This is a genomic window from Flavobacterium sp. CS20 (assembly GCF_018080005.1).
GTDB lineage: Bacteria > Bacteroidota > Bacteroidia > Flavobacteriales > Flavobacteriaceae > Psychroflexus.
This window is the reverse complement of the sequence record NZ_CP073015.1, coordinates 901,727-927,674: the sequence shown is the minus strand read 5'-3', so window position 1 is coordinate 927,674 and position 25,948 is coordinate 901,727. Positions and strand designations below refer to the sequence as shown.

The following is a 25,948-nucleotide window of genomic DNA, read 5'->3' as shown; positions in this document are numbered from 1 at the left end:
AAAAGTCAACACATTTTCGTTTTTATTGGTAAAGATAGAAAAAAAAATTTCAAACCTTAAAATTTTGCAAAAACACAGCCATTAATGATACAAATTGTTGGTAGTAGCGGTGGAGTAGGCGAGGTCTTTTGCAGAAAAATGCCCAAACCTTTCGCACCTATTTTTTTTATAATCCACTACGGATTTCTATTATCAAATCACTATATGATTGGTCTATCAGGTTGGCTTTACCCAATTCAAAGAATTCAAAAAATTTATCACATTGTTGTTTCAACTCTTCTATTGTAAATTCTTCATTGCTATCTATGGCTTCAACTTCTAAAAAGGTTCCTAAATCTTCAACTAAATCAAAGTGAAATTTAACATTATTGATAAAATATATTTTTCGTTTTTTATCCACTATAACTTTGATGCCAAGCTGTTTTGTCAATATTTTTTTCAAAGCAACGTTGGGTTCATGTTGGTATAAAATAATTTTAGATTCTTTTGAACCTAAAATATCTTCTCTATCATAGTTTATCAATGAATTTTCAATATTGCCTTCTCTTAGTTTCAATCTACCGTGTTGAACATTAAAATATGTATCTATTTGGTGGTCAATACCTTTAAATTCTGGATTAAGTGTTAGTAACTTGTTTTCGTAAGTTTCAATTTTGTCTATTTTTGCCTTAAATTCAAAATTCTTAACGTTCATTTTTATTTTTTAAATATTTAAACCCTTCAGATTATATCATTCGGTATTACACATATTGACAAAGTTATATTTTTCTTTTTGGAAACATATTTAATTTTAGCGTAAGTTCAACTGATAAAATTTCGACATTTCACGAAGCGATGTGTTTTTAAACCACTAATTCATTGACTAATGCAAGCTTAATCAATGCATTAATAACAAAAAGTAGAATTTGAGATAAATATAATTTCTATTTATTGATTGAAGTTTTAAATTGCTGTGGTGTCATTAATTCTAATTTTTTAAACTGTCTGTTGAAATAGCTAATTGAATTAAAACCTGAATAAAAAGCAATATCTGAAATACACAAATCATGTCGTTCTTTTATCAGTTTTTTAGAAAACCTGATTTTTTCAGAATTGATATAATCTACAAGTGAGATGCCTAAGGTGTTTTTGAAAGTTTTGTGAAAATGGGACTTACTCATATTAGCTATTTTGGTCAATTTTTCAACGCTAATGTCTTTATTGGTTAAGTTTTGCTTGATATATTTTATAACCGAACCTATTCTTGTATCTGATAACGTATTTTGCATATCACTGATCAATAAAGCTTTAGCCTTGGTTTGAAGCAATCTGACAATCAGTTCTTGAATCATCAAATCAAGCAACACATCTTTTGACTTGGTATTATGCATAAAAGTGTGAACCAAACGATTGATCAAATCATTTACATCGCTGTTATGGGTTAAATGATTTGACGTATCATTCAAAGACCACGAATTATTTTCATTTTCAACACTTACAATTGTGTTGAACCTATCAACAACTTCAGCAATTTTAGCGTCATCAATACCAAGAGCTAAGCACTGCGTTGGATTTTGATTTGAAGCTAAAGGAAAGTCGATAAGCATTTTTTGTCCACTTGGCATAACTACAGACTCACCAGGAAAGAAATCAAAACTCGGTATGCCGTCAATGTGCATAATTTTTTTTCCTGAAAGCATACTGGCTATAACAGGAAAATTAAATTTCAATTCAACTTTCTCGGCATATTCATGCGTCTCATAAATATTAAGCTCTGCAAAATCAGCACTATATACAGTTCTATTTTCTACTAAGGTAGTGAGTTTTCTTCGTTTTTTATGATAATTTAAAAGGCGTCCCATTTGATTTAAAAAAAAATTGCAGATTATAAATATAATAGAATTGTGCAATAAAATGATATTATTGTTCAATAAATAAACAAAATAATTCAATAAATTTAGAAAATAATAAAAAAACACAAAATCATGAGTTATTCTAAACCTAAATTTAAAGCCAGTTATGGCAACTTTATTAACGGTAAATTTGTTGAACCTCTCGGTGGAGAGTATTTTGAAAACACTTCACCTATAGACAAAAGTCTAATCGCAAAATATCCCCGATCTCAAAAAGAAGATGTAGATTTGGCTGTCGATGCCGCTAACAAAGCCAAAGAAGCTTGGGGCAAAACATCTGCTACAGAACGAGCAACATTGCTCAATAAAGTAGCAGATATTATTGATGACAACTTAGAGGAATTTGCAAGCGTAGAAACCTGCGATAACGGTAAACCCATTAGAGAAACATTAAATGCAGATGTTCCATTATCATCAGACCATTGGCGGTATTTTGCTTCAAGTATTAGAGCAGAAGAAGGAACTGCTTCAGAGTTAGACGAGCACACGCTATCATTGAATATCAAAGAACCCTTAGGTGTCGTTGGTCAAATTATTCCTTGGAATTTTCCACTCTTGATGCTGTCTTGGAAGTTGCCACCAGCTTTAGCTGCAGGAAATTGCGTTGTTCTAAAACCTGCCGAACAAACTCCATCTTCAGCAACTCTATTGATGGAAAAAATTGCAGATGTCTTCCCTGCTGGTGTTGTTAATGTTGTTCATGGCTTTGGACCAGAAGCTGGCAAACCTCTTGCTTCACACTCAAAAATTGACAAAGTCGCCTTTACTGGAGAAACAACAACAGGTCAACTCATCATTCAATATGCTTCCAAAAACATAAACCCTGTGACCGTTGAACTCGGTGGTAAATCGCCCAATGTATTTTTTAATTCTGTCATGGATGCTGATGACGATTTCTTAGACAAATGTATAGAAGGTGCCGTGCTTTTTGCCTTTAACCAAGGCGAAGTTTGCACTTGTCCATCAAGAATCCTTGTTCAAGAAGATATCTATGATAAATTTATGGAACGCGTTGTTGAAAGAACTAAAGCCATTGTTCAAGGCAGCCCATACGATATTAATACACAAGTCGGTGCACAAGCTTCAAACGACCAATATGAAAAAATACTATCCTATCTAAAAATTGGTCAAGACGAAGGTGCCAAATTACTATGTGGTGGCGAAGCCAATAAAGAAGACGATTTGTCAAAAGGATTTTACATCAAACCTACAATTTTAGAAGGTCACAACAAAATGAGAGTTTTTCAAGAAGAAATCTTCAGTCCTGTAGTTTGTGTTACAAAATTTAAAGACGAAGCCGAAGCTATAGAAATCGCTAACGATACGCTATACGGTCTTGGTGCTGGCGTGTGGACCAGAGACGCTCACCAATTATATCAAATTCCAAGAGCCATCAAAGCCGGTAGAGTTTGGGTCAATTGCTATCACGCTTATCCAGCTCACGCTCCATTTGGTGGTTATAAAAAATCAGGCTTTGGTCGCGAAAATCACTTGATGATGCTCAACCACTATCGCCAAAACAAAAACATGTTAATCTCTTATGATAAAAACAAATTAGGTCTTTTTTAAATCAAAACTCCATAAAAGTAGGCTAAACTCAGCCTACTTTTTTTTTAATCTTAAACTTAAAATAAAACAAAGCAAGTAACTAAATATGAATTATATAATATAAATAAAAATAACAAATCTATACTAAAAATGAAACGCATAGACATCACACCCGAAGTCGCAAAAATTGTAGAAAAACTAAAAGCAAAACATGGCGACTTGATTTTTCACCAAAGTGGCGGATGTTGCGACGGCTCTTCACCTATGATTTTTGAAAAAGATGATATGTATCTCGACGAAAGTGATATTTATTTGGGTAAAATTGCAGACGTGCCATTTTATATGAATCAAGACCAATTTGAATATTGGAAACACACTTTTCTAACCATAAACATTACCGAAGGACGCGGTTCAAGCTTTTCATTAGAAATTCCATTAGGCTTAAGATTTATCATTCATTCTCGCCTTCTTAACAAAGAAGAACAAAACTTTTTTAACCAAACAGAACAATAAAATATTGACAAAACACATCTATATAATTTGGGCGTGCCTCCCGTCAAAAGCGGAATGTGGGATTTCCGTTGCAATCCATCACGCAGGAGCAACAAGATTGATCAACCTAAAAAAAATAGAAAATATGCAGGGTTTTAGTGTTTGCAAGCTTGTTAATCAAACCTATTTTCATAAAATCTTGCAGATTTAAATTCTAATTCTAATTAAAATTTTATTTTTAAGCATTGAAATACAACATTTACACAAAATAATAAACCATGAGCAATTACCATATCAAACACCTTGAAGAATATTATCAAGTTTACAGAAAGTCAATCAGAAATCCCGAAACATTTTGGGAAGAAATCGCTGAAGAACATTTTATGTGGCGCAAAAAATGGGATAAAGTCTTAGACTGGGATTTTTCTAAACCCGAAATCAAATGGTTTGAAGGTGCAAAACTTAACATCACCGAAAATTGTATAGACCGTCACCTCTACACAAAAGGCGATAAAACCGCCATACTTTTTGAGCCCAACAATCCCGATGAAGACGCTCAACATATTTCTTATAAAGAATTACACAAAAAAGTATGTCAAATGGCAAATGTCTTAAAATCAAAAGGCATTCAAAAAGGCGACCGCGTTTGTATATATCTTCCTATGATTCCAGAATTGGCCATTTCAATATTGGCTTGTGCACGAATTGGTGCTATTCACTCTGTAGTCTTTGCTGGATTTTCAGCCAATGCCTTAGCTACACGAATCAACGACTCTGAATGCAAAATGCTCATCACCAGTGACGGTTCTTATCGCGGTCAAAAAACAATTGACCTGAAAGGTATTGTAGATGAAGCTCTTAAATCTTGCAGTTGCATAGAAAATGTGCTTGTCGTTAAACGAATTCAAACGGACATCGATATGAAATCAGGACGTGACCATTGGCTTCAACCGCTTTTAGACCAAGCCGATACCAATTGCGAAGCTGAAATTATGGATGCTGAAGATCCGTTGTTTATCTTATACACATCAGGTTCAACAGGTCGTCCTAAAGGTATGGTTCACACCACAGCAGGTTATATGGTTTATACAGCCTATACGTTTAAAAATATATTTCAATACAGAGACAACGATGTCTATTGGTGTACCGCCGATATTGGTTGGATTACGGGTCATAGCTATATTGTTTATGGTCCATTGTGTAATGGTGCAACAACGGTGATGTTTGAAGGCGTTCCAAATTACCCTGATTTTGGTCGCTTTTGGGATATCGTTGAAAAACATAAGGTCAATCAGTTTTACACCGCACCAACTGCCATCAGAGCTTTAGCCAAAGAAGGTGTTGAACACGTAGAAAAACACGATTTATCTTCTCTCAAAGTTCTTGGCACAGTAGGCGAGCCTATCAATGAAGAAGCTTGGCATTGGTATGATGATAATGTTGGTAAGAAAAAATCTCCTATTGTAGATACGTGGTGGCAAACCGAAACTGGTGGGATTATGATTTCGCCCATTCCATTTGCAACACCAACCAAACCAACTTATGCCACATTACCATTTATTGGCATTCAACCAGTTTTGATGGATGAAAGCGGAAAACCTGTAGAAGACAATCAAGTTGATGGACGTTTGTGTATCAAATTCCCTTGGCCAAGCATAGCAAGAACCATTTGGGGCAATCATCAGCGTTATAAAGACACCTATTTTTCAGCTTTTAAAAATATGTATTTCTCAGGCGATGCTGCTTTTAGAGATGAAGTAGGCTATTACAGAATTACAGGTAGAGTAGATGATGTGATTATTGTTTCAGGACATAATTTAGGCACCGCACCGATTGAAGATGCCATCAACGAGCACCCAGCTGTGGTAGAAAGTGCTATTGTAGGTTTTCCTCACGAGGTCAAAGGCAATGCACTTTATGGCTATATCACGATGAAAGAAACTGGTGAGAGCAGAAATCAAGACAACGTTAGAAAAGAAATCAATCAAATCATTACCGAACAAATCGGTACTATCGCCAAACTGGACAAAATTCAATTTACTAATGGTTTGCCCAAAACCCGAAGTGGAAAAATTATGCGTAGAATTTTAAGAAAAATCGCATCAAATGATACCAGTAATCTTGGCGATACCAGCACATTGCTAAATCCTGAAGTGGTTGATGAAATAATTAAAGGTAAACTATAAATTATTTAACGTGAGTTCAATTCAAATTCCAATAAAATATATTCATATAAAATACAGATATTTAATCATTTGTCATGTCGATAGAGCGAAGCATGAGCGACGAGACATCTCAGATGAGATTTCTCCTCATTCTTCGTTCGAAATGACAAAATTTGCTAACAAATATATGTAATCATCTGATTTACAGATTTCAATAAATCGAACTCACGTTATTTATGTCAATAGGTGGAAGCCTAAGTAAAATAGTCCAAAACAAACTAAAAACCAAAGACAAATTCTGCTGAACCATAGATAAATTGGTTTTAGCTTTTGGTTTTGTGGGAAATCATCAGTTGTAACTAATTTCAAATTTAGCCAAGCAATAATTGGCGAGGTTAGAAACGCTAAACCTGTTGCAAAATCTACAAACACCGTAAAACTATTAGAAAAAAAGTAGAGGAGACCTAAACTCAAAATTGAAATTAAAAATAAGAATAAAACATAACGGTATTTTGACTGTTTACTGGTTTTTAATTGCAATTTTGTATATTCATCAAATACTCTTGGATAGGCATCAGTAACGGCCAATGTGGTGCTAAACATCGCAAAAAATGCAGCTATTGCAATAATGGTTTTACTCCACTCACCAATACTATATTGGTACATTTCTATCAACTGACCCGAAAAACCAACAGCAGTTGTTGATAATTCTATTTCTCTACCAAAAAAAACTAAAACTCCAAGCAAGAAAAACAATAAGCCGATAAACGAAGCTGATAAATAACCAATATTAAAATCAATTAAACTGTTTTTAGTAGAATTATTTAGGTATTGTTTGTTTTTTTCTTTAGTCCAAATAGAATGCCAAACAGAAGCATCAACTGGAATCGGCATCCAACCCATAAATGCTATGATAAAGGCTATTGAACTGACTTGCCATAAATCGGGATGTGCATAACTAAAAAGCTTGGTGTTTTTTTCATTGTCAATTGCTAAAAAGACAGCGATTAAAGTCGCTATGGTCAATCCGCTAATCAACAATTTCATTAAACGGTCAATAGTTTTATAACGTCCAAGCCAAAGTATAATAATACAAACACTCAAAATGATACAAGACCAACCAAAAATGCTTATTCCTAATCGAAATAAATATTCGGCTAATCCAGCAGTTACCAAAGTTACTGCGACTTGAGTAATAAAGGCACTACCTATGCTGACAAAAAAATACAATTGCAAAGCCCATTGGCCAATGCCTTTATAACCTTCAATTAAAGATTTGCCTGTTGCAGAAGTATATCGTGCTTCAAACTCCATAAATGGATATTTGGTTAAACAAGCAATGATTAAAGCTCCAATCAATACAAAACCGTATTCAGCACCAGCTCGGGTGGCTTGCACCAAATGAGAAACCCCGATTGCGACTCCAGCCAACAAAAAACCTGGTCCGATGGATTTTACTAAAGATGTAAAAGACTGTTTCAAAATCAATTAAAATTTTGGATTGGTCATACATTCGATATTATCTATAAAAAAACGACTTGGATAGGTTACTATTGTTGAATTTTCTATGTTTTGAATTAGCTCATCTTTCAAAACAAATGTCTTTTCATAATTTGTTGCACTTATTTTTATCAATACGATTTCAGATTTGATCAATTCATCAAAAGCTTTTTGTGTTAAAATAAATTTCGCATAGTTCGATACCGTTGTGTATTCTGTCTCTTCATCATATAATTTGATTCCACAGATTTTTTCATCAACTTGAGAGATACTCACAATTGATCCATTTTTGAGTGAAAAGTTTAACCGAGAGCCTTTTTCAAAACAAATAGGTTCTAAGTCTTGAGCAGATGAATCTTTAGTGATTTCAATTTCTATAAAATATTGATTACCAGTTCTTATCAATGAAGCCAATACAATTCTGCCGTTAAGCGGGGTTTCATAAATATCTAAAGTGATTGGAAGTGATTTTAAATAAGCTTTGTTAGTCGTATTATCATAAGCCATTTCGCTATATTCACATTGCCCAAAAGAGAAAAGCGAAAAAGTGAATATAAACGCAAATAAGTAAACCTTTATCATCAGTTCTGAATTTTATCACAAATTAATACTATTTTTTGATTATTAAAATCTGAAGTAAAAAAAACATAACAATCTCCACCGTCTTTTATTTTGTATTTTGCTTTAATCTGTTCGGGTTTTAGTGGATAGTTTCTGCTACTAACATTAGCTTTTAGATTGGGAATATGCTTTTTTAAATCTTTCTGTTTTGGCGATATCATGGATTTAATCATAAATCGTCGTCCTGGAAAATCAACTAATTTATCACTTGTGAGTAAATGCGTGTTTTTAGCTAAAGCCGAAAGCTTGAATTGTGTTGATAATTCGCCAAATAAACCAGATTTCATAATGGTCGCATTAGGTTCGTATAAATAAGTTTTTGGCTCAGATATTTTTGGCAAACAATCTGATAAACTCAATGGACTTTGAAAATTGATTTGCTCGGTTTCAAGATTTACAGCTTTTAAAACAGGTGAACTTTTATCAGGGTTAAAATCTATTAAAAGCAAAATTTCTTTAACTTCATTTGTTATTGCAACAATATGTATTTCAGTTATTAAATTTATTTTACTTAAGCAATACTTCAAGTCGAGTAGAGGTGAGGTTTTTATTAAAACACGATTAGATTTTGACTGAAATAAACCTAAATATTCTAAAACATTAGGCGTGGAATCTTCAAGTTTAAATACTTTTTTTTGATGTTTATTTCGTCTTGAAGGATCGATATAAATCAAATCATATTTAGTTTTATTTTTTTTGAGAAATTCTATGCCATCGGTTTGGTGTAATTCAATATTTGAATTTAGGATTTCAAGATTATGGTTGGCATAATCAAAAGTTTTGGATTGCATTTCACAATAAGAAATCTGTTTTGTTTTTTGTGCAAAAGCCAAGGTGTCAATTCCCATTCCGCCAGTAATATCAATAACTTTATCATTAGTATTGATAAATTGAGCTTTATAGTTTGCGGCGATTTCAGAAGAAGATTGTTCTAAATTTAACTTTGGTGGATAAATAATTGTTTCGCAATCATAAAATTTAGGAAATTTAGCTTTAGCAACTTGCCGACCTTTAATTTGCTGTGCAATCTGCTGAATGCTAACAGACTTAAAAGGACTTCCTTTTAAAATTAATTCTGGAATATTATGATTTTCGTGTTGTTTTACAAAATCAATAATTTCAGGTTTTAAAAGATTTCGGTCGATACTCATAATTGCTGATTTACACATGCGTAAAGTGCAATAGCTGTGGCTTGGGCTACATTTATACTACTGTTGTGACCATACATATCAACATGAGTTGACTTATCGACAAGATTTAAAATAGACTCAGATACACCTGATTTTTCATTGCCTACTATTAAAGCAGTTTTAGAGTTAAATCTTATCTGAGGTAAGGCTGTACTTTTGTCACAATATTCTATAGCGACATTTTCATAATGCTCATTTTTAAGAATTTTGTGTAATGAAATGAAATCAGTATAAAACCCAATATCAAGATGTTGATGTGTATGTCGAGCAACTTTTTTTAACCTATTAGATTTTAGAAAATCTTTATTGGTTTGGTGTATATACAATTTTGCAACACCAAAAGCATCAGCTATTCTGCAAAGATTTCCTAAATTGGCAGGCGATTTTAAAACATCACAAATTAAAATAATCGACAAATTGTGTTTTGCATTGGAAATATCTTTATAAGCCAATTGCTGCATTTTAAATCTTTAGTTTAAGAAAACGTATTTAATAATATTGGCACCCATTTTTAAAGCTTTTTGACGCACTTCTTCAGGATCGTTGTGAACTTCAGGATCTTCCCAACCGTTGCCTAAATCACTTTCATAAGAAAATATCAATATCAATCTGCCTTCGTGGCTCAAACCGAACAATTGCGGTGGCTTTCCGTCGTGAACGTGTATTTTGGGTAATCCTTTTGGAAAACTGAATGCACTTGAAAATATGGGATGATTGGCTGGTATTTCTTCTAATGTTTTGTCGGGAAATACGGTTTTAATGGCTTTTCTAAAATAAGGGTTTAAACCATAATTATCATCAACGTGAAGAAATCCGCCACTTAATAAATAGTTTCTGAGATTTTGTGCATCTTTTTCACTAAAGAATACATTGCCGTGACCTGTTAAATAAACGTAAGGATAGTTGAACAGTTCAGGTGAATCAGGTGTTACTGTGGGTATTTTTTCAGATATTGCGGTATTTATTTCTGCATTGCAAAACTTCACCAAATTGGGTAAAGCTGTAGGATTGCTATACCAATCGCCACCGCCTTTGTATTTTAGGACGGCTATTTGCTGTGAAGTAGATTTAAGGGATATCAGAAATATTAAGACAAAAAAAACTCTAATCATATTTTAAATTTGAATTCAAATTTAAGCATTTAATAGCGTTAAATAAATACCAAGTGTTTTAAATAACACGAATTTAGAAACAAGTTTTTTAATTGATTTTAAAAAAAATGCATACAGGTTTAATTTTCTTCAATCTTTTAGCATTAAAATATTAATTTAGCAACCCAAGATTAAAAACAGTTTATGTCAAATACTCATTATATTGATTCTAAAACACTTACTATAAATAAAGTAGAACAAATTATAAAAAAAGATGTTCAACTTAAATTAAGTGATAAAGCAAGACAAAATATCATAAAGTGTAGAGCGTATCTCGATAAAAAACAAGATCAATCCACATATCCAATGTACGGTATCAATACGGGTTTTGGATCATTATGTAATGTAAAAATACCAAAGGATCAACTAGCTCAGCTTCAAGAAAATTTAGTGCTGTCTCACGCTTGTGGTACTGGCAAAAGAGTATCAAAAAAGATTGTGCGTTTGATGTTGTTTTTAAAAATTCAATCTTTAAGTTATGGTTATTCTGGTGTAAGTATAGAATTAGTTGAAACCCTTATAGACCTATATAACCATAAGGTTTGCCCGTTGGTATTTGAGCAAGGTTCGTTAGGAGCTTCAGGAGATTTGGCTCCTTTAGCCCATCTGTCTTTGGTTTTGTTGGGTCAAGGCAAAGTAGAATACAAAGGCAAAGTTGAAGATAGTGCAAAAGTTTTAAAGCAAATCAACCTTAAACCGCTCAAACTAAAATCAAAAGAAGGATTGGCTTTACTCAACGGTACACAATTTATGAGTGCACATGGATTATGGGCTTTAATTCAAAGTCGCTATATTTTAGGTTTTGCCGATTTGATTGGGGCTATGTCCACAGATGCTTTTAATTGCAATTTGTCTCCATTTGACGATTTGGTACATCAAGTCAGACCACATGAAGGACAACGTCAAACTGCAAAACAAATTTTAAAGTATTTAAGCGATAGCCAAATTGCCCATACCAAAAAAGATAATGTTCAAGACCCATATTCTTTTCGCTGTATTCCACAAGTTCATGGTGCTACAAAAGATGCATTAAAATATGTTTCTCAAACTTTCACAACCGAACTTAACGGAGTAACAGACAATCCCAATATTTTTGTAGAAGCAGACCAAGTGATTTCAGGTGGCAATTTTCACGGTCAACCGCTTGCTATTGCTTTAGATGTCATGGCTATTTCACTTGCAGAAATTGGCAACATATCAGAAAGGCGTATATATCAATTGGTTTCTGGCTCTCGAGGTTTGCCAAATTTTCTAATAGATAATTCTGGACTCAACAGTGGATTTATGATTCCTCAATACACAGCTGCCAGTATTGTGAGCCAAAATAAACAACTCTGTACACCAGCTTCGGTTGACTCTATTGTATCTTCAAATGGTCAAGAAGATCATGTGAGTATGGGTGCTAACGCGGCAACAAAACTTGTGAGCATTGTCAAAAACATACAAACAATTTTAGCTATTGAATTGTTAAATGCAAGTCAAGCCTTATATTTTAGACAACCTTTAAAAAGCTCTAAGACCATTGAAGCCTTTTTAAAGTTGTATAGAGAGGAAGTTCCAATAATTAAAAACGATAAACTGATGTCTGATGAAATTGAGAAAACACGCCAATTTTTATCCACAAAACAAGCCCGAGCGTTTTTAGATTTTTAAACTTTCAAAGTCAATTTTAGTCATACAGTTTGATTTGATAAATATGCACACCTGCAGGAAGTCTTGAGAATTAGAGATATAATTGGATTAACAGTTTACAAAATCAATCAAAAAAGGCTTTTAGGATAGCTTAAACTTTAGTGATTAAAGATTAAAAAAAATACTATTTTTGCAAAATATTAAATTTTCGGGATGTAGCTTAGTCCGGTTAAAGTGCACGTCTGGGGGGCGTGAGATCAGAGGTTCGAATCCTCTCATCCCGACTTTTTTCTTTTAATTTCTTTTAAGATTTTTGCGACAGGTTCTACGGCTTATGTTCACTATATTTGCAGAGTAAACAAAAATTATGATAGTAGATTTTAATGAACTTTCAGATGCCTCTCGGGTATGGATTTATCAATGCAATAGAAGTTTTACCGATGAAGAAATCCAACAAATTTCAAAAGATATAGAAACATTTTTACAATCTTGGGTAGCTCACGGTCAAGAACTAAAAACATCTTATCTTATCAAATACAAGCGTTTTATCGTCATTAGTGTTGATGAAAGTCAGTCTTCAGCTTCGGGTTGTTCTATAGATAATTTAGTGAGATTTGTGCAAGGATTAGAACAAGAATATAATGTAGATTTGTTAGATAAAATGAATGTTTCTTACAAACATGGCAAGCATATTGCATTCAAACCACTTTTGGATTTCAAAAAAATGGTCAAACAACGTGCAGTAAATGCTAATACCATTGTTTTTAATAATTTAGTTGCCACTAAACAAGAATTTGAAGATTATTGGGAAGTTCCATTAAAAGATAGTTGGCACGCTAGATTTCTCTAAAATATAAACATTGATGAAATATTTTTATAGCTTAATCATAATTTTTTTATGTTCAAAAATTTTTTCTCAATCTTATTCGTATCTACCTTTACAATCAAAAGACAGCTTAGCCCAACAACAATGGGTAGATAGTTTATACCATGCTATGAACCTTGACGAAAAAATAGGTCAACTGTTTATGGTTGATGTTTTTTCTAGAAATCCAAGAGCTGATATAGAAAAACTCATTACAAAATACCATATCGGTGGTATTATTTTTTCTAAAGGTAGTCCGATGCGACAAGCTGATTTGACTAACAAATATCAAAAGTTAAGCAAAACCCCTTTAATGATTGCTATGGATGCCGAATGGGGTTTGGCTATGCGGTTAGATTCTACCTATGCTTTTCCTTGGAATATGACTTTAGGTGCCATAAAAGACACTAACACCGTTAAAGATGTTGCACGCCAAATTGCAAAACACAACAAACGCTTAGGCGTTCACATCAATTTTGCCCCAGTTGTGGATATTAATACAAACCGCAATAACCCGATTATCGGTAATCGATCCTTTGGTGAAAACAAATATAACGTTACCAAAAAAGCAAAACTATTTGTTGAAGCTTTTGATGAAGTTGGTATATTATCCAGTGCAAAACATTTTCCAGGACATGGCGACACCGATAAAGATTCTCATAAAACTTTACCATCAATTCACTTTTCAAAACAACGTTTAGAAAGTGTAGAATTATTTCCTTTCAAACAACTTGTCAACAGTAGTTTGAGTAGTATTATGGTGGCTCATCTAAACGTTCCAGCTTTAGAGCCACAACAAAATTTACCAACTTCGCTTTCCAGAAATGTAGTCACAGGTTTAATCAAAGAAAAACTGGGTTTTGAAGGTTTGATTTTTACCGATGCTTTAAATATGAAAGGTGTTGCCGATTTTGAAGAACCTGGCGAAATTGATTTACAAGCATTTTTGGCAGGCAATGATATTCTTTTAATATCTGAAAATGTGCCTTTGGCTATAAAAAAAATAAAAAAAGCTTATAAAAAAGAATACATAACCGAAGACAGATTAGCCTATTCAGTCAAAAAAATATTATACGCCAAATACAAAGCGGGTTTATCAGAATACAAACCTATTGATACTCAAAATTTAGTCGAGAATTTGAATACTCAAAAAAACGACGCCATTTATATGAAAGCGATTGCTGATGCTATTACTGTTGTAAAAAATAATGCTAATGTTTTGCCTTTTAAACACTTAGACACAGAACAGATAGCTTATCTCAAAATGGGAAAAGCCAGCAATCAACATTTTATAGAGGTTCTAAACCTATACGACCAAGTTGATACCATAGATTCAAGTTTACTTTTAAGTGATAAAATTGAACAATTAAAAGCTTATGATAAGCTGATTATCGGGCATCATTCTTCTAATGAAACGCCATGGAAATCTTATAAGTTTACAGAAAAAGAACTGGTGGCTATACATGAAATCAGTTTGCAAATTCCAGTCATATTGGTCAATTTTGCAAGTCCGTATGCTATAAGCGATATCAAAAGCACGGTGAACATAAAAGGTATTGTGCAAGCTTATCAAAATTCTGATTTGGCACAATCGGCGGCGGCTCAAATTTTGTATGGAGCAAGACCAGCTCGAGGTAAATTACCTGTAAGTATCAATAAAATATATCCTGAAGGTTCGGGTTATCGCTATAGTTCTATACACAGATTAGCCTATGGTTTTGCACAAAATCAAGGGATGAATCCCAACTATGAAGCCAAGATAGATTCAATAGTCAGATATGCCATCGCACAAAAAATGACGCCAGGTGCTCAAATATTAATTGCTAAAAATGGCGTGAGTATTTATCAAAAAAACTTTGGCTATCACACCTATCAAAACAAAGTTAAAGTCAAAGATAATGATGTTTACGATTTAGCATCATTGACCAAAATATTGTCAACTTTGCCTTTGTTTATGCGTTTAGAAGAAGAAGGAAAAGTAGATATAAATGACAGTTTATATCAACATATTCCCGAACTTTTAAATACCGATAAAGCATTTATCGATTTCAAACATATGCTTTCTCACTATGCTAGATTTCAATCTTGGATACCGTTTTATTTAGAAACCATAGAACACCCAGAAATTTATTATAAAAACAAATTAGATTTAGAATTTTCAACTCAAGTGGCTGAGAATTTTTATGTAAGAAATGATTACCGCGATAGCATTTATACAAAAATTTTTGAAAGTGAATTACGCCCAAAATTAGAATACAAATACAGCGATTTACCATTTTATTTATTACAAAAAATAATAGAAAACTACAACAAGGAAAGTCTAAAACGATCAATAGAAGACAAGTTTTATAGTAAAATGGGCATAAATAAAATGCGGTATTTACCATTAAAACATTTCAATAAAGATCAAATTATACCAACAGAAAACGACACCGTGTGGCGAAAACAACTCCTTAAAGGTTATGTTCACGATCAAGGAGCAGCCCTTTTGGGTGGCATTGGTGGTCACGCAGGATTGTTTGCCAATGCCAATGCCGTAGCCAAATTTATGCAGATGTATATTAATGGAGGAACTTATGGCGATGCTCAACTGTTAAAACCTTCTACCATAGACAGGTTCAATACTTGTTATTTTTGTGAAGATGATGTGAGAAGAGGTGTAGGTTTTGACAAGCCCCAATTGGATGAAATTGGACCAACATGTGGCTGTTTGTCAATGACAAGTTTTGGTCATAGTGGTTTTACAGGAACCTATGCTTGGGCAGATCCCGAAGAAAATATCGTCTATGTTTTTCTATCCAATCGCGTTCATCCTGATATGACTAATAGAAAATTAATTTCAGAAAATATCAGAACTGAAATTCAAAAAATTATCTATGAAAATATAAATAAACCATAATTTTGGATTTCCTTAAGACCAATACCTTAGAATTAGATTTATCTTAGTGCAAAAATTTATAAATGAAAATTGCAATTGTTTGCTATCCAACTTTCGGCGGAAGTGGAGTAGTGGCTACCGAATTGGGTATTGGCTTATCCAACAGAGGACATGAAGTCCATTTTATTACCTACAAACAACCCGTAAGGTTAAAATATTTGTCAGCTAACATTCACTTTCATGAAGTTTCTGTACCTGAATATCCTTTATTTCACTATCAACCATATGAATTGGCATTGTCAACAAAACTGGTCAACACCATAAAAAAATACAATATTGATATTTTGCATGTGCATTATGCTATCCCGCACGCTTATGCTGGCTATATGGCTAAACAGATGCTGAAAGAAGATGACTATGAAATTCCTATGATGACCACGCTTCACGGCACTGACATAACTTTAGTTGGAAGTCATAATTTTTATAAAGGAGCCGTCAACTTTAGCATCAACAAAAGCGACTGTGTAACTTCGGTTTCAAACAGTTTAAAAGAAGATACTTTAAGAATATTTGATATAAGAAAAGATATTCATGTCATTCCAAATTTTATTGATTTTGATAATCTCATTAACAATGTTGAGGATTGCCAAAGACATACTATGGCAGATGATGATGAAATGATAATCACGCATGTCAGTAATCTTAGACCTGTAAAACGTTTGGGAGATGTCATAAAAATATTTGCCAAAATATCAGAGCATCAAAAAGCAAAACTCATCGTAATAGGCGATGGTCCAGATCGTGATAACGCGGTAAATATTGCTATGGAACTCGGTGTGAGAGAGCAAGTTATTTTTATGGGAAAAAGCAATGACATAGAAAAAATTCTTTGCTTTTCTGATCTTTTCATTTTGCCATCAGAAAAAGAAAGCTTTGGTTTGGCTGCACTTGAAGCTATGGCTCACGGCGTTCCTGTAATTTCGACTAACACAGGCGGTTTGCCTGAAGTCAATATCCACGGATTATCGGGATATTTAAGCGATGTTGGCAATGTTGAAGAAATGGCTGATAATGCTTTAAAAATTTTAAAAAACCCTGAAACACATCAAACCTTTAAAGAAGTCGCAAAAAAACGTGCCAAAGAATTTGATATCAAAAATGTCATCAAATCTTATGAAACACTTTATCAATCTATGTTAGTTGCCAATAATGTCGAAAAACAATAAAAAGTTTCTATTTATTGCGTGCTAAGCATTGCTATTTGTCAGTTGGTTGTAATCCCTTTATGAAATATACTAAATAACGTGAGTTTGATTTATTGAAATCTGTAAATCAGATGATTACATATTTTTGTAAGCAAATTTTGTCATTTCGACGAAGAATGAGGAGAAATCTTATCTGAGATGTCTCGTCGCTCATGCTTCGCTCTATCGACATGACAAATGATTAAATATCTGTATTTTATTAGAATTTATAACGAACTCACGTTAAATAAATTCGATTAATTCCAAATGGCTTTTATGTTCTTTCAACGACACCTTTTATTTCTTTATTATTCAGGAATTTCTTAGCATTTTCTGTCGCTTTTCTTGCTCCTTCAATCAAAATGTTTTCGACAATAGCTGAATTGTGTGGCGATCCTAAGAGATTGGGCAATTCAAAAAAAGGATAATTGATTTTAAAATGTCCAAACTTAAACGGCTCGATCCACCACGCATCAATTCCAGCTGAAAAATCGGGATGGTTTTTTAGATGTTCATATAAATCTTTTTCTTTAACAATTGGTCCTCTCGCTACATTAATCAATATGGCGTCATTTTTCATTAGCTCTAATTCTTTTTTTCCGATTAATCCTTCTGTTTCGTCTGACAGGGGAATGGAAATAACCACAAAATCAGAGTGAATCAACAGGTTATCCAAATCGTTTAATGTCCCTATAAAATCAACATCTTCAGTTGTTTTTCCGCTTGTGTTTAATGCCATTACTTTCACATCAAAACCACGCATCAACTTGGTAACTTCTTTACCAATTGAACCGAAGCCGATAATTCCGAGCGTGGCTCCTTTAATCTGCCTCGTAATGCTTTTCAGTTGTTCAAATTTTCCTTCTGCCATGCGGTTGTGATACAAGCGCAATTTTTTTGACAGTGCAAGAATCATTGCGACCGTATGTTCTGCCATCGCTGGTGCATAAGCACCTTGGTTTCTTGCAATTAAACATGTGGTGGGAAACATATCGAATTCTAAATGATCATAGCCGGCAGACAATAGTTGAATAAAACGAAAATTACGGAACAGGTTTTTATCAAATTTTTCTAATTCTCTTGTCGGATTCCACGCGATTATTATTTCACTTTTCAATAATATCTTTTCTTTTTTATCTGTTTCTGTATCATCTAAAAAAGAAATTGCATGATCCTTAAAAAAATTTCTATAAAATTCTTTTTCGTTTTCGTTGGTTTTATATGTTACTAAAATATTTTTCATTTGTGATAACTTTTAAAAGAGATATATTGATTTTGCACCTAAATCGCTATTGTTTTAAGAACATTATTGATCCGATATGTGATTTTTTATTTCTAAAGTTTCAGAACGGAATTTATTTTTACCAAAATCTAAAGTTCTAATTGGGAATGGGATATTGATGTTGTTTTCGTTATAAGCTTTCTTAATGGCTAAAATTGCCTTGTGTTTTGCAAGCAATTCGTCTTTTGCATTTCTTTCTTTAATCCAAAATCTAACTTCATAATCAATAGAGCTGTTGCCAAAAGCTTTATAAAACAACTCAACTTTCTCACCAGGTAACTGTGGTAAAGCTTTTTCAATGGCTTGCACAGTGATTTTTTCTACAAACTCTAAGTCGCTTTCATAACCAACACCACATTCTACAGTAGCAATGCTTCTATCGTCACTACTCAAGTTTTTAAATGGATTGTCAACTATTTTTGAATTGGGAATTGAAACTAAATTCTGATCTGCTGTTTTTAAGGTTACACTTCTTAGATTGATGTCTGTAACAAAGCCTTTAAAGTCGTTGGTTTCTACCCAATCTCCAATCTGTATTTTTGGGATAAAACTCAAAATAACGCCTGAAAAAGTATTGTTTAAAGTGCCTTGAAGTGCCAAGCCAACAGCTAAACCAACAACACCCGCGACTCCAAGAACAGAGGTTAATACGGTGCTTAAATTTAAAATTCCTAAGCCTACAAAAAAACCAATGAGTATAAAAATAGTTTTATAAACTCTAATGGTAATAACAACTACCGAATGTTGAGCAGAAGTTCGCTGTAATATCTTTTTTAGTAATCTAGAAGTAAGGTTAGCAAATACTATAAATAAAATAAATACAATAACTGCTAGCAAAAAATTGGGCAGACTCAATATAAATGAATCTACCCAACCTTGAAATTTATCATTAAGTTTATCCCAAGAATCTTGAGTTTGATTTACAATACTTTGTGAGACATCATCTTGAAAATAAAACATGTTTTTTTATTGCAAATTAACGCAATTTTTTGGTCCATACATCAAGCATCCAACTTGTTTTTTCAAGTTCTCTGATATATGCTCCAATCAAATCTATAGTCCCTTCGTCGCCAGCATCGCCTGCAACTTTGACAACCTTACGCATTTGAGAGATAATAGTGCCGTGATCTTCAAGCAAAATATCTACCATTTTAGCATCGTCTAAATCAGCACCTGATTCTTTGAGATTAGTGATTTTTAGATAATCAGATAAGTTACTTTTTGGCGAATGTCTTAAAGTCAGAATACGTTCAGCAATTTCATCAACTTTAAGTTTAGCATCATCATACATTTCCTCAAATTTTTCATGTAAATCGAAGAAATTTGTTCCAATCACGTTCCAATGAAAGTTTCTCAATTTTTGATAATACAAATGATAGTCAGCAAGCAAAATGTTGAGTTGTTCAACAGTTTTTGAAGTTTTGTCTTGGTCTAAATTCAGATAGCTCATAGTTTTTATTTATTGATTTATAAAATTTAATACAAATATACAATAGGTTAGGGGTTTTTAAACTAAAACCCTTTAGACTTAATATAAGTTTAACGTCTTCTAACGAGAAAGTTTTTGGTATAACTCATCCGAAATTTGTCCACCTGAAACGCCATAACCATCAACCAAAACTCCTTTTTTGCCATCAGAAGTTGTTATGGCATACAGAATAGAATTGTCATCAGGGTTTGACATACCTTCAAACCTAAAAACACCATCTACTTTAAACTCATTTGGTTTATAAGCAGTCTTGTCTTTGTGCTCAGATATTCTATCAGATTCAATATTAAAATCAAGTGTGTAGCCTTGATCTTTTAGTTCATTGATTTTTTGTGAAAGTGTTGTGTTACTCATAGTTATTATTTTTTTTATTAAAAAAACATTAGTGTCCGATAAAATATTTTAAAGTGGGATTTCCAATACAGGATTTCCCACTTTTTTATATCTTCATCTTTCGCAAAAAAAAAGAGATATGAACAAAAGTAAAAATTTCAGCGGTCAACCCATTATCAAACAGGTTTTAAATTTTATTTTACCCAACGATGTTTATCGGACAGCCGAAAAGCATAACAGCGACAGATACACTAAAAAGTTCACTACTTATGAGCATTTAGTTACTATGATTTTCACTGTCATTAGTGGTTGTAGCTCGCTTCGTGAAGTATCGAGTATTATGCTTGCTTGTGAAGGAAAAATCAACCATTTGGGGCTAAAAGATTTCCCAAAGCGAAGCACATTATCTGACGCCAACAGGAGAAGAAGCTCATCAGTATTTGCTGATATTTACCATTTACTCTATAAACGTTACCACCGATTTTTGTCGGACAGCAGAACTTATGAACCAGCTGTAAAAGACCTTAAAATTGTTGATTCATCAACTATAACACTCTTTAGTGACATTCTTAAAGGTGTAGGTAGAAACTCACTCAACGGCAAAAAGAAAGGTGGTATCAAGATGCACACTATGATAAATGCTATGGAAGATGTGCCCTGTCTGATAAAGTTCTCAAATGCTGCAACCCATGACCATACCTTTTTAAAGGATCTTGAACTCAAGAAAGGTTCTTATGTCGTCTTTGATAAAGGTTATGTGGATTATAAACAATACCAAAAATGGACCTTAGAGAATATTTACTTTGTGACCAGACAAAAAGACAATGCCCGTTATACAAGCCTTGAAGAGTTTGATATTCCCGACACGGTAGATGATGCTGTCCTAAAGGACGAAAAAATAGAACTCAAAGACAATGACGGTAAACCATTTTACCTTAGAAGAATAGCTTTTTGGTACGATAAACACCAAAAAGTCTATGAGTTCATTACCAACAATTATGAACTTCAGGCAGATAAAATTGCCGAGATCTACAAGAACAGGTGGCAAATCGAGACTATGTTCAAACGCCTTAAACAAAACTTCCCGCTAAAGTATTTTCTTGGAGATAATCAAAATGCCATCGAGATACAGATATGGGTCAGCTTAATCATACAACTAATAATGCTTGTCATTCAGAGAAAAGCAGAAAGAAAATGGGCATATTCTAATATGATGTCCGTGATACGATATCATTTAATGACCTATATTGATTTGTTCAAATTCCTTAAAAATCCAGAAGCAAAATGGGAAGATATTACAACAAAAAATATAGGTCAATTAAGCCTTTTTGACCCATAAGGAGGTTCTATTTTTAAAATACTAAAGCTACACAGTGAAATTAGGCGATACAAAAGATTTTTTTAGTAATTTAGATTTTTATCGGACAACAATGTTAAAAAAACTAAAACTTATCGGTAAAGCGAGAAAAAGGAAAAAATAATATCCTGTAACAAGCCCAATTATTGTGATGATGAGACCAATTATATTTAAAATCCATTTCGTATTCATATCTTAAAAATACAAATAACAATTTGTTTCAAATAGGTTTTTGATAAGTTTTTAACAAAAAAACGATTGATCTAATACCAAATCAAACCTCGTCGAGAAGACAAGCTTGGTGAGTAGAGTAGTGGGCTTCGTCTTGGCGTGCCTGTTAACTTGTCAGCACGTTGATAGACCGAGTTTTTAACTCTAAACGAACCAGAATATATCGGCTGATTGTTGTAATCCATAAAAATAGAAGATTTAGAATTATCTATCTCAACCTTAAAATTTGCATATTGAGACATTTGACGATCGATAGCGTCATAAAAATTCTGATAAGAAAGTTGATGAGTTTTAGAAACAGAAGCCTGCATAAAATCAAATGCATTTTCAGTATTGGGTGATGCAAATACGTTGACATTTTTTACTAACAAATCAAATTCGTTGACATCAAAATCTTGATAAAGTGGCGATTGAATTTGAGGTGATAACTCATCTGGGCTTAATGGTGGCAAACTGAATTCTTGAGCTAATCCAAAATTAGCAACAAAAACAATAAATATGTATATCAGCTTGGTTTTCATTATGATAAATATATCAAATTTTATTCCAATTCAATCAAATAGGCATAAAATCTAAAAAAGATTCATCTTTCCATAACTTTGGAAAAAACTGACGCCCTTGATGCTTGGGATGAAGATATTTTTTCCATTCAGAACCACCAGTAGCTTGCTTGTTTTCGCCTTTTTTATCCAAGTAATGTTGAGCAGTTTTTAAATGGACTAATGGCCATTTTACGTTATAAGTATGATCAAAAGTTTTCATCAAATCAATAAGATCTTCTGAAGGATCATTAAGCTTTTGAAAACGTTCAGCAATGGTTTGACCTTTTATTTGGGTTGCAAGAGCTTTAAATTGTGCAAGATATTTGTCTTCAAACAGACTTAAAGTCAGCGTTTTTGAGCCATCTTCGGGATTGTAACCTGCTTTGCTCGCCAATATATATGTTCAAAAAAATCATCTATATTTGGCTTATCGGGCAATAATTTTTGTTTTTTTTGATGTACAAGATTGATTAAAGGCGTGCAATATATTTCTAAAAATCTGAATTGTGCACTTTGAAAACCACTGGCAGGCGTAAGGCTTAATCGAAATTTGTTGTAATCTTCATAGCTCATACCGTCTTTCATAACATCAAAAGAGGTAATCAGCATTTCTGTATAGCGGATAAGGCGTTTGAGTTTGTCTTTGAATATAGGTTCGTTTAAATTTTCTTCAAAGACTATTTGCTTAATTTCGTGTATCATCAATTTTAAAACCAATTCGGTAACTTGATGATAGATGATAAAAACGGTTTCATCTTTAAAATCAGTTCGTGGTTTTTGTAAGGAAAGCAAAGTATCTACTTCCACATAATCCCAATAGGTTATAGGTTTAGAATGAAACAAACCGCTTAGGTAGTGCAAATGATTTTCGCCTAAATCTGTATATTTTTTTTTGAGTTGTTTTATGATGTCATCAGACATAGATATAGTTTTCTACAAAAATACTAAATTAAATGAACGTGAGTTCGATATAAATTCCAATAAAATATATTCATAAAATACAGATATTTAATCATTTGTCTTGTCGATAGAACGAAGTATGAGCGACGAGACATCACAATAGGATGAGATTTCTCCTCATTTTTCGTTCAATCTGATGTACAACTTTCAAGAAACCGAACTCAGGTTATATGATGATTTCTTTTATTAGTAGGGAAGCTTATCAATCCTTTAGAGTAAGAAATTATAAATTTCTATTTTACATAATATATATTATGATTTATTTAGATATTAAAAAAATCATCGCAGAAAATTATTACCAAATACCCCAAAATAGATATAATTTGCTCTGCGATGATGATATACAAATATAAAAACATAATTTGTTATAATCCTAATAAATCAAACTAAAACTTTTATATGAATGTTTAAAATTTTGATACTGCATGTTGAGCCACTATAATATTTTGTTTCTTTTAAACCAAATATAAATAGCAATACAAATCAAAACCATTATGCCTAAAACGATGAAATATGCATTTTTATATTCTAATTCAGGCATAAACTTAAAATTCATGCCATAGATGCCTGCAATAAATGTTAAGGGTAAAAAGAACACCGAAAAAACAGTCAATAGCTTCATCACATCATTATTTTTTTGTGCTGTGATAGATAAATATGAATTGAGCAAAGCTTGAGTATCTTCTATTATTTCATCTGCTGTGTGCAAAAGATTGAGCATTGAATCTTTGATATCTTGCAATTCGGAGTTAAAACCTGTGTTGTTAATTGCTAATTGATTAATGACATTTTGATTCATTTGTAAAATCTTTTTGTGCATTCTTGCTTTAGACTTGATAAAATATATTTTTTCTATTGAAAATTCTTCTGTGTTATCGAGCAAAACAAATCTTTCCATTTTGTCAATTGCTTTGCTGTAGTTGTTTAAAGGCTTTTCAAAGCTATCTATGATATGTTCAATCATATAAAAAAGAAATGCACCTGTGGAATTGAATTCTTTGTTAACTTGGCTTAAGAAATTGATTTTTTTTCTGTGAATACTAATCAGATTTTTGTCTTGAATTATAAAAGCAATTTTAGTAGAAAGTTGACCAACACTTAATATATCAGGGTTTTTAATGTCTGTTGAAACTCGCAGAATGATAAGTTCTATGTCTTCATTTTTCTCATATTTTGGCAAATGTCCTACCTCTAAACTATCTTCAATAAAATTATCAGGTATTTGTATAGGTGTATTGAGTTGTTTTAGGTCTTTGAAATTGGCTTGAAGACAGTCGTACCAAGTAAAGTTTTTATAGGTTTTGCTATTGAGTTTCATATTTTATTGAACATCTAAAGTCATTCCGTTGATATGTTCTAAAACGGCTTTAGCGAAGAGATTCGCCATTGAGCATTGCTGCATTTAAAGAACCGTTAGACAAAACATCACCGGCTAAAAATATACGGTCTTTTAATTTGGTTTCGGTATGCGGTATTTGGTAATTAACGTCTGCTATGTTTGGCAAGGCTTTTGGTATTTTGTAATGTTTAAGCAGTTTATTGATTTTTATATCGCAAACATCAAGCAGTTCTTTTTGTGTTATTTTTGCTAATTCTTCGTTACTTAAATTGTGATTTTTGACTACACTGACCGACAAAATTTGCTTTGGCTCAGAGGCTAAGCTCAAATAATGAAAATTGTTCACAAGTGTATTTTCTTCAGCAACCAAGCCTATCATAGGCAGATTAATAACTCGGTTTTCTACCTCAAAGTATAGATTGTCAACACTTTTCCATTCTTGTGGTTGATTTTTTAAATTGGAAACTAAATCTGAAGTTTCTGTAGCTATAATGATAAAGTCTGCTTCAACTTGAGTATGGTTTGCTAAGGTGATGGCATTATCTTCAACACTTTTGACTTTAGTATTAAAATGAAATGTTGTCTGTTTCAGTTGATTGGCCAATTGATTAGGTATAGCTTGTATGCCTTTTTCCGGAATGCCAGCTTTTGTTTCAGAAAACAATTTAAAGGTAAACTCAAACATACGGCTTGACGTATCTAAGTTTTCTTCGAGAAAAACACCAGCATAAAAAGGTTTAAAAAAATTATTGATAACCTTATCAGAAAACCCAAACGACTTAAGAAAGTCAAGCGTTGTTTGGTTTTTTGAATTAAAGATTTCTTCAAAAGTTTTATATTTTAATGACCGATATAGTTTTATGATTTTTAGCTTATCTGAGAAGTTAGCCAATTTTGAAAACAAAGTTGAAAACAATATATCAAAATCTTTTGCGGGATTGCCTAATTTTCCTTGTTCTCCTTTTTTAAACACAAATGCACCTGTGAAAAAATATTTTAAATGTAAAAGATCAATATCTAAATATTTTTGAACTGCTGGATAATTGGGCGACAAAATTTGAAACCCCTTGTCAAATGTGTATCCATCGATATAATCGGTTTGAACTCGCCCACCTACTCTATCCTTTTGTTCGTATATAATAGGTTCATAACCAGCCTTTTCGAGATTTATAGTCGCTACAAGTCCACTGACTCCAGCTCCTATAATTACAATTTTTTTATTCTCCATAAATTATTT

The 25,948-nt window shown here is 32.7% G+C and carries 24 protein-coding genes and 1 tRNA gene; 9 read left to right on the top strand and 16 right to left on the bottom strand.

Annotated features, from left to right (window positions below):
- Positions 1-166 precede the first annotated feature (166 nt).
- Together IGB25_RS04480 and IGB25_RS04475 are read right to left on the bottom strand one after the other, a co-directional pair.
- Complete coding sequence (locus tag IGB25_RS04480; RefSeq protein ID WP_211066346.1) at positions 167-694, bottom strand: class IV adenylate cyclase; 528 nt, start codon at positions 692-694, stop codon at positions 167-169.
- 229 nt (positions 695-923) lie between these two features.
- Positions 924-1,841, bottom strand: a complete 918-nt coding sequence (locus tag IGB25_RS04475; RefSeq protein ID WP_211066345.1) for an AraC family transcriptional regulator — start codon at positions 1,839-1,841, stop codon at positions 924-926.
- A gap of 123 nt (positions 1,842-1,964) precedes the next feature.
- Between IGB25_RS04475 and IGB25_RS04470 the strand changes: the two genes are divergently transcribed.
- The 3 genes from IGB25_RS04470 (at position 1,965) to acs (ending at position 6,118) form a co-directional block, all read left to right on the top strand.
- Positions 1,965-3,461 (top strand): aldehyde dehydrogenase family protein, encoded by a 1,497-nt coding sequence (locus IGB25_RS04470; protein ID WP_211066344.1) that lies wholly within the window; start codon positions 1,965-1,967, stop codon positions 3,459-3,461.
- A gap of 129 nt (positions 3,462-3,590) precedes the next feature.
- Positions 3,591-3,953 (top strand): DUF779 domain-containing protein, encoded by a 363-nt coding sequence (locus tag IGB25_RS04465; RefSeq protein ID WP_211066343.1) that lies wholly within the window; start codon positions 3,591-3,593, stop codon positions 3,951-3,953.
- A gap of 257 nt (positions 3,954-4,210) precedes the next feature.
- Positions 4,211-6,118 (top strand): acetate--CoA ligase, encoded by a 1,908-nt coding sequence (gene acs, locus IGB25_RS04460; RefSeq protein WP_211066342.1) that lies wholly within the window; start codon positions 4,211-4,213, stop codon positions 6,116-6,118.
- Between the two features lie 213 nt (positions 6,119-6,331).
- On the opposite strand, the gene IGB25_RS04455 is transcribed toward acs, so the two are convergent.
- From IGB25_RS04455 to IGB25_RS04435, 5 genes are read right to left on the bottom strand one after another with little or no spacing between them, the layout of a single operon-like run.
- Entirely contained in the window at positions 6,332-7,579 is a 1,248-nt protein-coding gene (locus IGB25_RS04455) for an Nramp family divalent metal transporter (RefSeq protein WP_211066341.1), read from the bottom strand.
- 6 nt (positions 7,580-7,585) lie between these two features.
- Positions 7,586-8,179 carry a hypothetical protein gene (locus IGB25_RS04450; protein ID WP_211066340.1) on the bottom strand — a complete coding sequence of 198 codons (594 nt, stop codon included), beginning with the start codon at positions 8,177-8,179 and terminating at the stop codon, positions 7,586-7,588.
- Positions 8,179-9,369: a class I SAM-dependent methyltransferase gene (locus IGB25_RS04445; protein WP_211066339.1), complete on the bottom strand. Its 1,191-nt coding sequence runs from the start codon at positions 9,367-9,369 to the stop codon at positions 8,179-8,181. The genes IGB25_RS04450 and IGB25_RS04445 overlap by 1 nt, the downstream gene beginning before the upstream one ends.
- A complete protein-coding gene (locus IGB25_RS04440) occupies positions 9,366-9,860 on the bottom strand; it encodes a TrmH family RNA methyltransferase (protein WP_211066338.1) in 495 nt (164 codons plus the stop codon). Before IGB25_RS04440 ends, IGB25_RS04445 begins: the two co-directional genes overlap by 4 nt.
- 18 nt (positions 9,861-9,878) lie before the next feature.
- Positions 9,879-10,520 (bottom strand): DUF4159 domain-containing protein, encoded by a 642-nt coding sequence (locus IGB25_RS04435; RefSeq protein WP_371815946.1) that lies wholly within the window; start codon positions 10,518-10,520, stop codon positions 9,879-9,881.
- Between the two features lie 183 nt (positions 10,521-10,703).
- On the opposite strand from IGB25_RS04435, the gene hutH reads away from it, so the two are divergent.
- The 5 genes from hutH to bshA all read left to right on the top strand — a co-directional run bounded on the left by hutH (position 10,704) and on the right by bshA (position 17,160).
- A complete protein-coding gene (gene hutH / locus IGB25_RS04430) occupies positions 10,704-12,212 on the top strand; it encodes a histidine ammonia-lyase (RefSeq protein WP_211066337.1) in 1,509 nt (502 codons plus the stop codon).
- 188 nt (positions 12,213-12,400) lie between these two features.
- Positions 12,401-12,475, top strand: a tRNA-Pro gene (locus IGB25_RS04425).
- An 83-nt stretch (positions 12,476-12,558) separates the two neighbouring features.
- Positions 12,559-13,041: an ABC transporter ATPase gene (locus IGB25_RS04420; protein ID WP_211066336.1), complete on the top strand. Its 483-nt coding sequence runs from the start codon at positions 12,559-12,561 to the stop codon at positions 13,039-13,041.
- A gap of 13 nt (positions 13,042-13,054) precedes the next feature.
- Entirely contained in the window at positions 13,055-15,955 is a 2,901-nt protein-coding gene (locus IGB25_RS04415; RefSeq protein WP_211066335.1) for a glycoside hydrolase family 3 N-terminal domain-containing protein, read from the top strand.
- Positions 15,956-16,017: 62 nt separating this feature from the next.
- On the top strand, positions 16,018-17,160 hold the full coding sequence (gene bshA / locus IGB25_RS04410) for an N-acetyl-alpha-D-glucosaminyl L-malate synthase BshA (protein WP_211066334.1): 1,143 nt from the start codon (positions 16,018-16,020) through the stop codon (positions 17,158-17,160).
- 292 nt (positions 17,161-17,452) lie between these two features.
- Here the strand turns inward: bshA and IGB25_RS04405 are convergent, their stop codons facing one another.
- From IGB25_RS04405 to IGB25_RS04390, 4 genes are all read right to left on the bottom strand, one after another.
- Complete coding sequence (locus IGB25_RS04405; protein ID WP_211066333.1) at positions 17,453-18,421, bottom strand: 2-hydroxyacid dehydrogenase; 969 nt, start codon at positions 18,419-18,421, stop codon at positions 17,453-17,455.
- A 63-nt stretch (positions 18,422-18,484) separates the two neighbouring features.
- Complete coding sequence (locus IGB25_RS04400; RefSeq protein ID WP_211066332.1) at positions 18,485-19,420, bottom strand: mechanosensitive ion channel family protein; 936 nt, start codon at positions 19,418-19,420, stop codon at positions 18,485-18,487.
- 16 nt (positions 19,421-19,436) lie between these two features.
- Positions 19,437-19,910 carry a Dps family protein gene (locus tag IGB25_RS04395; RefSeq protein WP_211066331.1) on the bottom strand — a complete coding sequence of 158 codons (474 nt, stop codon included), beginning with the start codon at positions 19,908-19,910 and terminating at the stop codon, positions 19,437-19,439.
- Between the two features lie 99 nt (positions 19,911-20,009).
- On the bottom strand, positions 20,010-20,303 hold the full coding sequence (locus IGB25_RS04390; RefSeq protein WP_211066330.1) for a phosphoribosylpyrophosphate synthetase: 294 nt from the start codon (positions 20,301-20,303) through the stop codon (positions 20,010-20,012).
- Between the two features lie 118 nt (positions 20,304-20,421).
- Between IGB25_RS04390 and IGB25_RS04385 the strand changes: the two genes are divergently transcribed.
- On the top strand, positions 20,422-21,621 hold the full coding sequence (locus IGB25_RS04385; protein ID WP_211064494.1) for an IS4 family transposase: 1,200 nt from the start codon (positions 20,422-20,424) through the stop codon (positions 21,619-21,621).
- Positions 21,622-21,902: 281 nt separating this feature from the next.
- Here IGB25_RS04385 and IGB25_RS04380 read toward each other — a convergent pair whose 3' ends face one another.
- The 5 genes from IGB25_RS04380 to IGB25_RS04365 form a co-directional block, all read right to left on the bottom strand.
- The gene (locus tag IGB25_RS04380) at positions 21,903-22,391 is read right to left on the bottom strand and encodes a hypothetical protein (RefSeq protein WP_211066329.1); all 489 of its coding nucleotides are present in this window, start codon (positions 22,389-22,391) and stop codon (positions 21,903-21,905) included.
- A gap of 34 nt (positions 22,392-22,425) precedes the next feature.
- The gene (locus IGB25_RS15445) at positions 22,426-22,806 is read right to left on the bottom strand and encodes a hypothetical protein (protein WP_371815945.1); all 381 of its coding nucleotides are present in this window, start codon (positions 22,804-22,806) and stop codon (positions 22,426-22,428) included.
- Positions 22,758-23,333, bottom strand: coding sequence for a tryptophan 2,3-dioxygenase family protein (locus tag IGB25_RS15440; protein ID WP_371815944.1), 576 nt, complete (start codon positions 23,331-23,333; stop codon positions 22,758-22,760). Before IGB25_RS15440 ends, IGB25_RS15445 begins: the two co-directional genes overlap by 49 nt.
- Positions 23,334-23,808: 475 nt before the next feature.
- The gene (locus IGB25_RS04370; protein WP_211066328.1) at positions 23,809-24,690 is read right to left on the bottom strand and encodes a CorA family divalent cation transporter; all 882 of its coding nucleotides are present in this window, start codon (positions 24,688-24,690) and stop codon (positions 23,809-23,811) included.
- A gap of 49 nt (positions 24,691-24,739) precedes the next feature.
- Positions 24,740-25,939, bottom strand: coding sequence for an NAD(P)/FAD-dependent oxidoreductase (locus IGB25_RS04365; protein WP_211066327.1), 1,200 nt, complete (start codon positions 25,937-25,939; stop codon positions 24,740-24,742).
- Positions 25,940-25,948 lie beyond the last annotated feature (9 nt).

Excerpts from the sequence above, each read along its gene's own strand:
- IGB25_RS04470 (WP_211066344.1), top strand. The coding sequence starts at position 1,965 with ATGAGTTATTCTAAACCTAAATTTAAAGCCAGTTATGGCAACTTTATT.
- IGB25_RS04415 (WP_211066335.1), top strand. The coding sequence starts at position 13,055 with ATGAAATATTTTTATAGCTTAATCATAATTTTTTTATGTTCAAAAATT.
- IGB25_RS15440 (WP_371815944.1), bottom strand. The coding sequence starts at position 23,333 with ATGTCTGATGACATCATAAAACAACTCAAAAAAAAATATACAGATTTA.
- IGB25_RS04465 (WP_211066343.1), top strand. The coding sequence starts at position 3,591 with ATGAAACGCATAGACATCACACCCGAAGTCGCAAAAATTGTAGAAAAA.
- IGB25_RS04380 (WP_211066329.1), bottom strand. The coding sequence starts at position 22,391 with ATGAAAACCAAGCTGATATACATATTTATTGTTTTTGTTGCTAATTTT.
- IGB25_RS04390 (WP_211066330.1), bottom strand. The coding sequence starts at position 20,303 with ATGAGTAACACAACACTTTCACAAAAAATCAATGAACTAAAAGATCAA.
- IGB25_RS04365 (WP_211066327.1), bottom strand. The coding sequence starts at position 25,939 with ATGGAGAATAAAAAAATTGTAATTATAGGAGCTGGAGTCAGTGGACTT.
- IGB25_RS04450 (WP_211066340.1), bottom strand. The coding sequence starts at position 8,179 with ATGATAAAGGTTTACTTATTTGCGTTTATATTCACTTTTTCGCTTTTC.
- hutH (WP_211066337.1), top strand. The coding sequence starts at position 10,704 with ATGTCAAATACTCATTATATTGATTCTAAAACACTTACTATAAATAAA.
- IGB25_RS04420 (WP_211066336.1), top strand. The coding sequence starts at position 12,559 with ATGATAGTAGATTTTAATGAACTTTCAGATGCCTCTCGGGTATGGATT.
- IGB25_RS04385 (WP_211064494.1), top strand. The coding sequence starts at position 20,422 with ATGAACAAAAGTAAAAATTTCAGCGGTCAACCCATTATCAAACAGGTT.
- bshA (WP_211066334.1), top strand. The coding sequence starts at position 16,018 with ATGAAAATTGCAATTGTTTGCTATCCAACTTTCGGCGGAAGTGGAGTA.
- IGB25_RS04400 (WP_211066332.1), bottom strand. The coding sequence starts at position 19,420 with ATGTTTTATTTTCAAGATGATGTCTCACAAAGTATTGTAAATCAAACT.
- acs (WP_211066342.1), top strand. The coding sequence starts at position 4,211 with ATGAGCAATTACCATATCAAACACCTTGAAGAATATTATCAAGTTTAC.
- IGB25_RS04370 (WP_211066328.1), bottom strand. The coding sequence starts at position 24,690 with ATGAAACTCAATAGCAAAACCTATAAAAACTTTACTTGGTACGACTGT.
- IGB25_RS04435 (WP_371815946.1), bottom strand. The coding sequence starts at position 10,520 with ATGATTAGAGTTTTTTTTGTCTTAATATTTCTGATATCCCTTAAATCT.
- IGB25_RS04480 (WP_211066346.1), bottom strand. The coding sequence starts at position 694 with ATGAACGTTAAGAATTTTGAATTTAAGGCAAAAATAGACAAAATTGAA.
- IGB25_RS04445 (WP_211066339.1), bottom strand. The coding sequence starts at position 9,369 with ATGAGTATCGACCGAAATCTTTTAAAACCTGAAATTATTGATTTTGTA.
- IGB25_RS04475 (WP_211066345.1), bottom strand. The coding sequence starts at position 1,841 with ATGGGACGCCTTTTAAATTATCATAAAAAACGAAGAAAACTCACTACC.
- IGB25_RS04405 (WP_211066333.1), bottom strand. The coding sequence starts at position 18,421 with ATGAAAAATATTTTAGTAACATATAAAACCAACGAAAACGAAAAAGAA.
- IGB25_RS04395 (WP_211066331.1), bottom strand. The coding sequence starts at position 19,910 with ATGAGCTATCTGAATTTAGACCAAGACAAAACTTCAAAAACTGTTGAA.